This is a genomic window from Mycobacterium sp. E1715 (genome assembly GCF_001667625.1).
Classification (GTDB): Bacteria; Actinomycetota; Actinomycetes; order Mycobacteriales; family Mycobacteriaceae; genus Mycobacterium.
Genome location: NZ_LZJJ01000133.1, coordinates 1 through 5721 on the forward strand (window position 1 = coordinate 1; position 5721 = coordinate 5721).

General features: G+C 68.0%; 7 protein-coding genes and 1 pseudogene. 6 read left to right on the forward strand and 2 right to left on the reverse strand.

Annotated elements, in window-relative coordinates; all coding sequences use genetic code 11:
- The first annotated feature begins 58 nt into the window (after positions 1–58).
- From A9X03_RS07250 to A9X03_RS07265, 4 genes are all read left to right on the forward strand, one after another.
- Positions 59–520, forward strand: coding sequence for a nuclear transport factor 2 family protein (locus A9X03_RS07250; protein ID WP_067755348.1), 462 nt, complete (start codon positions 59–61; stop codon positions 518–520).
- A gap of 227 nt (positions 521–747) precedes the next feature.
- Positions 748–1830, forward strand: a complete 1083-nt coding sequence (locus A9X03_RS07255; RefSeq protein WP_067755253.1) for a Re/Si-specific NAD(P)(+) transhydrogenase subunit alpha — start codon at positions 748–750, stop codon at positions 1828–1830.
- A 9-nt stretch (positions 1831–1839) separates the two neighbouring features.
- Positions 1840–2169, forward strand: coding sequence for an NAD(P) transhydrogenase subunit alpha (locus A9X03_RS07260; protein WP_007167221.1), 330 nt, complete (start codon positions 1840–1842; stop codon positions 2167–2169).
- On the forward strand, positions 2166–3590 hold the full coding sequence (locus A9X03_RS07265; protein ID WP_067755250.1) for an NAD(P)(+) transhydrogenase (Re/Si-specific) subunit beta: 1425 nt from the start codon (positions 2166–2168) through the stop codon (positions 3588–3590). Before A9X03_RS07260 ends, A9X03_RS07265 begins: the two co-directional genes overlap by 4 nt.
- Positions 3591–3656: 66 nt before the next feature.
- Here the strand turns inward: A9X03_RS07265 and A9X03_RS29115 are convergent, their stop codons facing one another.
- On the reverse strand, positions 3657–3782 hold the full coding sequence (locus tag A9X03_RS29115) for a hypothetical protein (RefSeq protein WP_007167223.1): 126 nt from the start codon (positions 3780–3782) through the stop codon (positions 3657–3659).
- Positions 3783–3946: 164 nt separating this feature from the next.
- On the opposite strand from A9X03_RS29115, the gene A9X03_RS07270 reads away from it, so the two are divergent.
- Positions 3947–4570, forward strand: a complete 624-nt coding sequence (locus A9X03_RS07270; protein WP_067755243.1) for a TetR/AcrR family transcriptional regulator — start codon at positions 3947–3949, stop codon at positions 4568–4570.
- Here A9X03_RS07270 and A9X03_RS07275 read toward each other — a convergent pair.
- Positions 4567–5466 carry an alpha/beta hydrolase gene (locus A9X03_RS07275; RefSeq protein ID WP_067755240.1) on the reverse strand — a complete coding sequence of 300 codons (900 nt, stop codon included), beginning with the start codon at positions 5464–5466 and terminating at the stop codon, positions 4567–4569. The two genes, A9X03_RS07270 and A9X03_RS07275, sit on opposite strands and share 4 nt — an antisense overlap.
- 110 nt (positions 5467–5576) lie before the next feature.
- On the opposite strand from A9X03_RS07275, the pseudogene A9X03_RS29120 reads away from it, so the two are divergent.
- A pseudogene (locus tag A9X03_RS29120) lies at positions 5577–5721 on the forward strand (diacylglycerol kinase); the annotation flags it as partial.

Genomic DNA, 5721 nt, shown 5'->3' on the forward strand with positions numbered 1-5721 from the left:
GCGGCGTGTCGTCGCAGACGTTTATGTGTCGCGATTGCCGTCGAGCACCATGGACGCCATGACCGAGTCCCGTCCGCCGTTGCCCCCGTTCACCTACGAGACGGCGCTGCAGAAGGTGCAGGCCGCCGAGGACGCGTGGAACACCCGCGACCCGCACCAGGTCAGCCTGGCCTACACGCCCGACTCGCAGTGGCGAAACCGCGACGAACACGTCGTCGGCCGCGACGCGATCGTGGCGTTCCTGACCCGTAAGTGGCAGCGCGAGCTCGACTACGCGTTGCGGAAAAGCTTGTGGGACTTTCACGACAACCGCATCGCCGTTCGGTTCCAATACGAATGCCGCGACGCGGGCGGCCAGTGGTACCGCAGCTACGGCAACGAGCTGTGGGAGTTCTCCCCGTCGGGGTTGATGGCGCGTCGCGAGGCCAGCATCAACGACGTGCGCATCGACGAGTCCGAGCGCCGCTACTTCGGCCCGCGGCCCGCCGACCAGCACGGCCGGGACATCCCGCTCTGGTAACCCGCCGCGGCCACAACGCCTTGGTGTGACTCCACAACACGGCGGCCGGTACTGCGTGCGCCTCGGGTGACGAACCATCGACGGGAGTCGATCGGCCGCTCGGGGGCATCCCGCCCCGGTCGATCGCACGTCCGGGCCGAAAACCGGCAGGCGTTAAGGTAGCGAAGCGTGCGGCCAGCCAGCGGCACATCCAAACGGCAGGAAACGGGAAAGCAGATGTACGCGCCATGACAGATGCGCAGACGACGGTAGGGGTGGTCGCCGAGTCCGGGGCCGACGAACGACGGGTCGCGCTGGTCCCCAAGGCGGTGGCGTCGCTGATCAGCAGCGGTGTGGCGGTGGTGGTCGAGTCGGGGGCGGGCGAAAAGGCGTTGCTGCCCGACCAGCTCTACACCGAGGCCGGCGCGAGCATCGGGGACGCCTGGACCGCCGACATCGTCGTGAAGGTGGCGCCGCCGACCAAAGAAGAGGTCGGCAGGCTGCGCCGCGGGCAGACGCTCATCGGGTTCCTGGCACCGCGCAACGCCGACAACTCGATCGGCGCGCTGACCGAGGCCGGGGTGCAGGCGTTCGCGCTCGAGGCCATTCCGCGCATCTCGCGGGCCCAGGTGATGGACGCGCTCTCGTCGCAGGCCAACGTGGCCGGCTATAAGGCCGTCCTGCTGGCCGCGTCGGAGTCGACGCGGTTCTTCCCCATGCTGACCACGGCGGCCGGCACCGTGAAGCCGGCCAGCGTGCTGGTGCTCGGCGTCGGGGTGGCCGGCCTGCAAGCGCTTGCGACGGCCAAGCGGCTGGGCGCGCGCACCTCCGGTTACGACGTGCGCCCGGAGGTGGCCGACCAGGTCCGCTCGGTGGGGGCGCAGTGGCTGGACCTCGGCATCGACGCGGCCGGTGAGGGCGGATACGCCCGCGAGCTCACCGAGTCCGAACGCGCCGAGCAGCAGGAGTCGCTGGAGAAGGCGATCGCCGGGTTCGACGTCGTGATCACCACCGCGCTCGTCCCGGGGCGTCCCGCGCCGCGCCTGGTGACCGCCGCGGCCGTGGAGTCGATGAAGCCCGGCAGCGTCGTCGTCGACCTGGCCGGGGAGACCGGAGGCAACTGCGAACTCACCGAGCCCGGGAAGACGGTCGTCAAGCACGACGTGACCATCGCCTCGCCGCTGAACCTGCCGGCGACGATGCCCGAGCACGCCAGCGAGCTGTACAGCAAGAACATCACGGCGCTACTGGACCTGTTGATCACCGATGGCAAGCTGGCCCCCGACTTCGACGACGAGGTCGTTGCGGCCTCCTGTGTCACGCGGGCCTGAGAGGACTACATGTACGACGAGTTATTGGCCAATCTGGCGATCCTGGTGCTGTCCGGGTTCGTCGGGTTCGCCGTCATCTCCAAGGTGCCCAACACCCTGCACACGCCGTTGATGTCGGGGACCAACGCGATTCACGGCATCGTGGTGCTGGGGGCGCTGGTGGTCTTCGGCGAGGTGGAGCACCCCTCGCTGGCGGTGCAGATCATCCTGTTCGTCGCGGTGGTGTTCGGGACGCTCAACGTCATCGGCGGCTTCATCGTCACCGACCGGATGCTCGGGATGTTCAAGGGCAAGAAGAAGGCCGTGCCCGTGAAGACCGAAGACCTGGCGGCGAAATGAACTACCTGGTCACCGTCCTCTACATCATCTCGTTCGCCCTCTTCATCTATGGCTTGATGGGCCTGACCGGGCCCAAGACCGCGGTGCGGGGCAACCTGATCGCCGCGGTCGGCATGGCCATCGCCGTGGGCGCGACGCTGATCAAGATCCGCCATACCGAGTCCTGGGTGCTGATCATCGCCGGCCTGGTCGTGGGCGTGGTGCTCGGCGTTCCGCCCGCCCGGCTGACCAAGATGACCGCCATGCCGCAGCTGGTGGCCTTCTTCAACGGCGTGGGCGGCGGCACCGTCGCGCTGATCGCGCTGTCGGAATTCATTGAGACCAGCGGCTTCTCGGCCTTCCAGCACGGGGAGTCGCCGACCGTGCACATCGTCGTGGCGTCGCTCTTCGCCGCGATCATCGGGTCGATCTCGTTCTGGGGATCGATCATCGCGTTCGGCAAGCTGCAGGAGATCATCTCCGGATCGCCGATCGGGTTCGGCAGGGCGCAACAGCCGATCAACCTGCTGCTGCTGGCCGCCGCGGTGGCCGCCGCGGTGGTGATCGGCCTGCACGCCCACCCCGGCACCGGTGGGGTGCCGCTGTGGTGGATGATTGGCCTGCTGGCCGCCGCCGGTGTGCTCGGCCTGATGGTGGTGCTGCCGATCGGCGGCGCCGACATGCCGGTGGTCATCTCCCTGCTCAACGCGATGACCGGGCTGTCGGCCGCAGCGGCCGGCCTGGCGCTGAACAACACCGCGATGATCGTGGCGGGCATGATCGTCGGCGCCTCCGGTTCGATCCTGACCAACCTGATGGCCAAGGCGATGAACCGCTCCATCCCGGCGATCGTCGCGGGCGGATTCGGCGGCGGCGGCGTCGCGCCCAGTGGCGACGGCGGAGGCGACAAGCACGTCAAGGCCACGTCGGCCGCCGACGCGGCGATCCAGATGGCCTACGCCAACCAGGTGATCGTGGTTCCCGGCTACGGTCTGGCGGTCGCGCAGGCCCAACACGCGGTCAAGGACATGGCTTCGCTGCTGGAGGACAAGGGCGTCCCGGTCAAGTACGCGATCCACCCGGTCGCCGGCCGCATGCCCGGCCACATGAACGTGCTGCTGGCCGAGGCCGAGGTCGACTACGACGCCATGAAGGACATGGACGACATCAACGACGAGTTCGCCCGCACCGACGTGGCGATCGTCATCGGCGCCAACGACGTCACCAACCCGGCGGCGCGCAACGAGCAATCCAGTCCGATCTATGGCATGCCCATTCTCAACGTCGACAAGGCCAAGTCGGTGATCGTGCTCAAGCGGTCGATGAACTCCGGGTTCGCGGGCATCGACAACCCGCTGTTCTACGCCGAGGGGACGACGATGCTGTTCGGGGACGCGAAGAAGTCGGTGACCGAGGTCGCCGAGGAACTGAAGGCGCTTTAAGGGCCAGACGGCCGTGGCGATCGCGAGCGCGGCGGAGCCGGGCGCTGCGGGTCGCCACCAGGGTCGCTAGACGGGCGGGTAGGCGGGCGGCGGGTAGCCGTTGCCGTCGACCACCCCGCGCAGCCCCCACGGGACGTAGCGGAAGAAGAACTCGATCTCGTCGCTAGCGTCGTAGTCCGGACTCGGATCCATGAGGCCACCCCTCCAGTCGCGACTTGAGCTTTGTGACAGCGAGTCTAGTCCCATCCGTGTCGGGGCGACACCTGGCGTTTGCCTAAACTGTCCAACCAGTTGATTGATAATTGGCCTTGCCCGGCACCCTAGGTCCCGCCCGGCAGTGACGATAGCGAGGGCAGATGCCATCCGAGAACGGACTAACGCGACGTGAGGAGCTGCTGGCTGTCGCCACCAAGCTGTTCGCCGCGCGCGGCTACCACGGCACCCGGATGGACGACGTCGCGGACGTGATCGGCCTGAACAAGGCGACGGTCTACCACTACTACGCCAGCAAGTCCCTGATCCTCTACGACATCTACCAGCAGGCCGCCGAGCGGACGCTGGCCGCCGTTCACGACGATCCGTCGATGACCGCCCGCGAGGCGCTGTATCAGTACACCGTGCGGCTGCTGGACCAGATCGCCGCCAACCCCGAGGGCGCGGCCGTCTACTTCCAGGAGCAGCCCTACATCACCGAGTGGTTCTCCGAGGAGCAGGTCGCCGCGGTCCGCGAGAAGGAGACCCAGGTTTACGAACACGTCCACGGCCTCATCGATCGGGGGATCGCCAGCGGCGAGTTCTACCAGTGCGATTCGCACGTCCTGGCGCTCGGCTACATCGGCATGACACTCGGTGCCTACCGGTGGTTGCGCCCCAGTGGACGTCGCAGCGCCAAGGAGATCGCCGCGGAATTCAGCACCGCGCTGCTGCGCGGCCTGATCCGTGACGAAGCGATCCGCACGAGCTCCCCGCTCGGTCCCTAAGGACTCACACCCTTGAGGTGTCTGTCGAGGAAGGCGAGCTGGTCGGCGACGACACGCTCGAACGCCTCGTCGACGTAGATCGCGAAATGGCCCTCGGGGTACAGCTTGACCTCGCCGCGCGGGGCCTTGGCCGCGTAGCGCAGCGTCGGCGCCGCCGGTGCGACCGAGTCGGCTTCGCACACGCAGAACAGGATCGGGCAGGGAATCTTCGCGGTGTCGCGGCCGGGACGGTAGGCCATGATCGTCAACGCGATGCGGGCCGCCACCTCGTTGGTCAGTTCCTCACCCGCGGGGACGAGCCTGAGGTAGCCGGGGTAGGCGTCGGGCGTGGTCATCAGCGCGACGTCGCCCGGTCTCCCGACCGTCGGCACCATCACCGGGGGCTTGCGCATCCGGGCGGCCAGCAGGTCACGCGCCGCCAGCAGACCGACTTGAGCGAAGACCAGCGGGTTGCTGATGGTGCGCGCCGACGCGATGCCGTCGGTGAAGGGGCATTGGGCGATCGCGGCCGCGATGCCCGGCAGCCGGGCCGCCGTGGCGATCACGTGGCCGCCGGCAAACGAGGTGCCCCACAACGCGATTCGGTCGGGGTCGATCCCGGGCAGGGTGCGCGCGTAGGCGACCGCCGCCGCCCAGTCGGCGAGCTGCAGTCCGACATCGAGCACCTGGCGGGGCCGGCCCTCGCTGTCGCCGAAGTTGCGGTAGTCGAACACCAGGCAGGCGTACCCGGCCGCGCTGAACCGTTCGGCGTACGCGTCCAGCCGCATGGTTCGCACCCCGCCCAGGCCGTGCGCCATCACCAGCAGGGGCGCGCGTTCTCCGCCCTCCGGCCGGTAGAGCCAGGCGCTGATCAGATCGCCACCGGAGGGGAATCGGACGTCTTCGCGTTGTGTCATCAGCCAGCCATTCTGCCCCGGGTGATCGCGACCCGTCCGCCGGTATGCGGCAAAGATTTTATGGACTACTGTCTAGAAACGTTTGGAGCGCTCAACGGACGGAGACTCTCATGGCGATCCGCGTCGCGCATGTCGGTACCGGAAACGTCGGAGGGTTGGCCCTGGCCGAGCTGATCACCAATCCGCAGTTCGAGCTGACGGGCGTGTGCGTGTCCACCCCGGAGAAGGTCGGCAAGGACGCCGGTGAACTCTGCG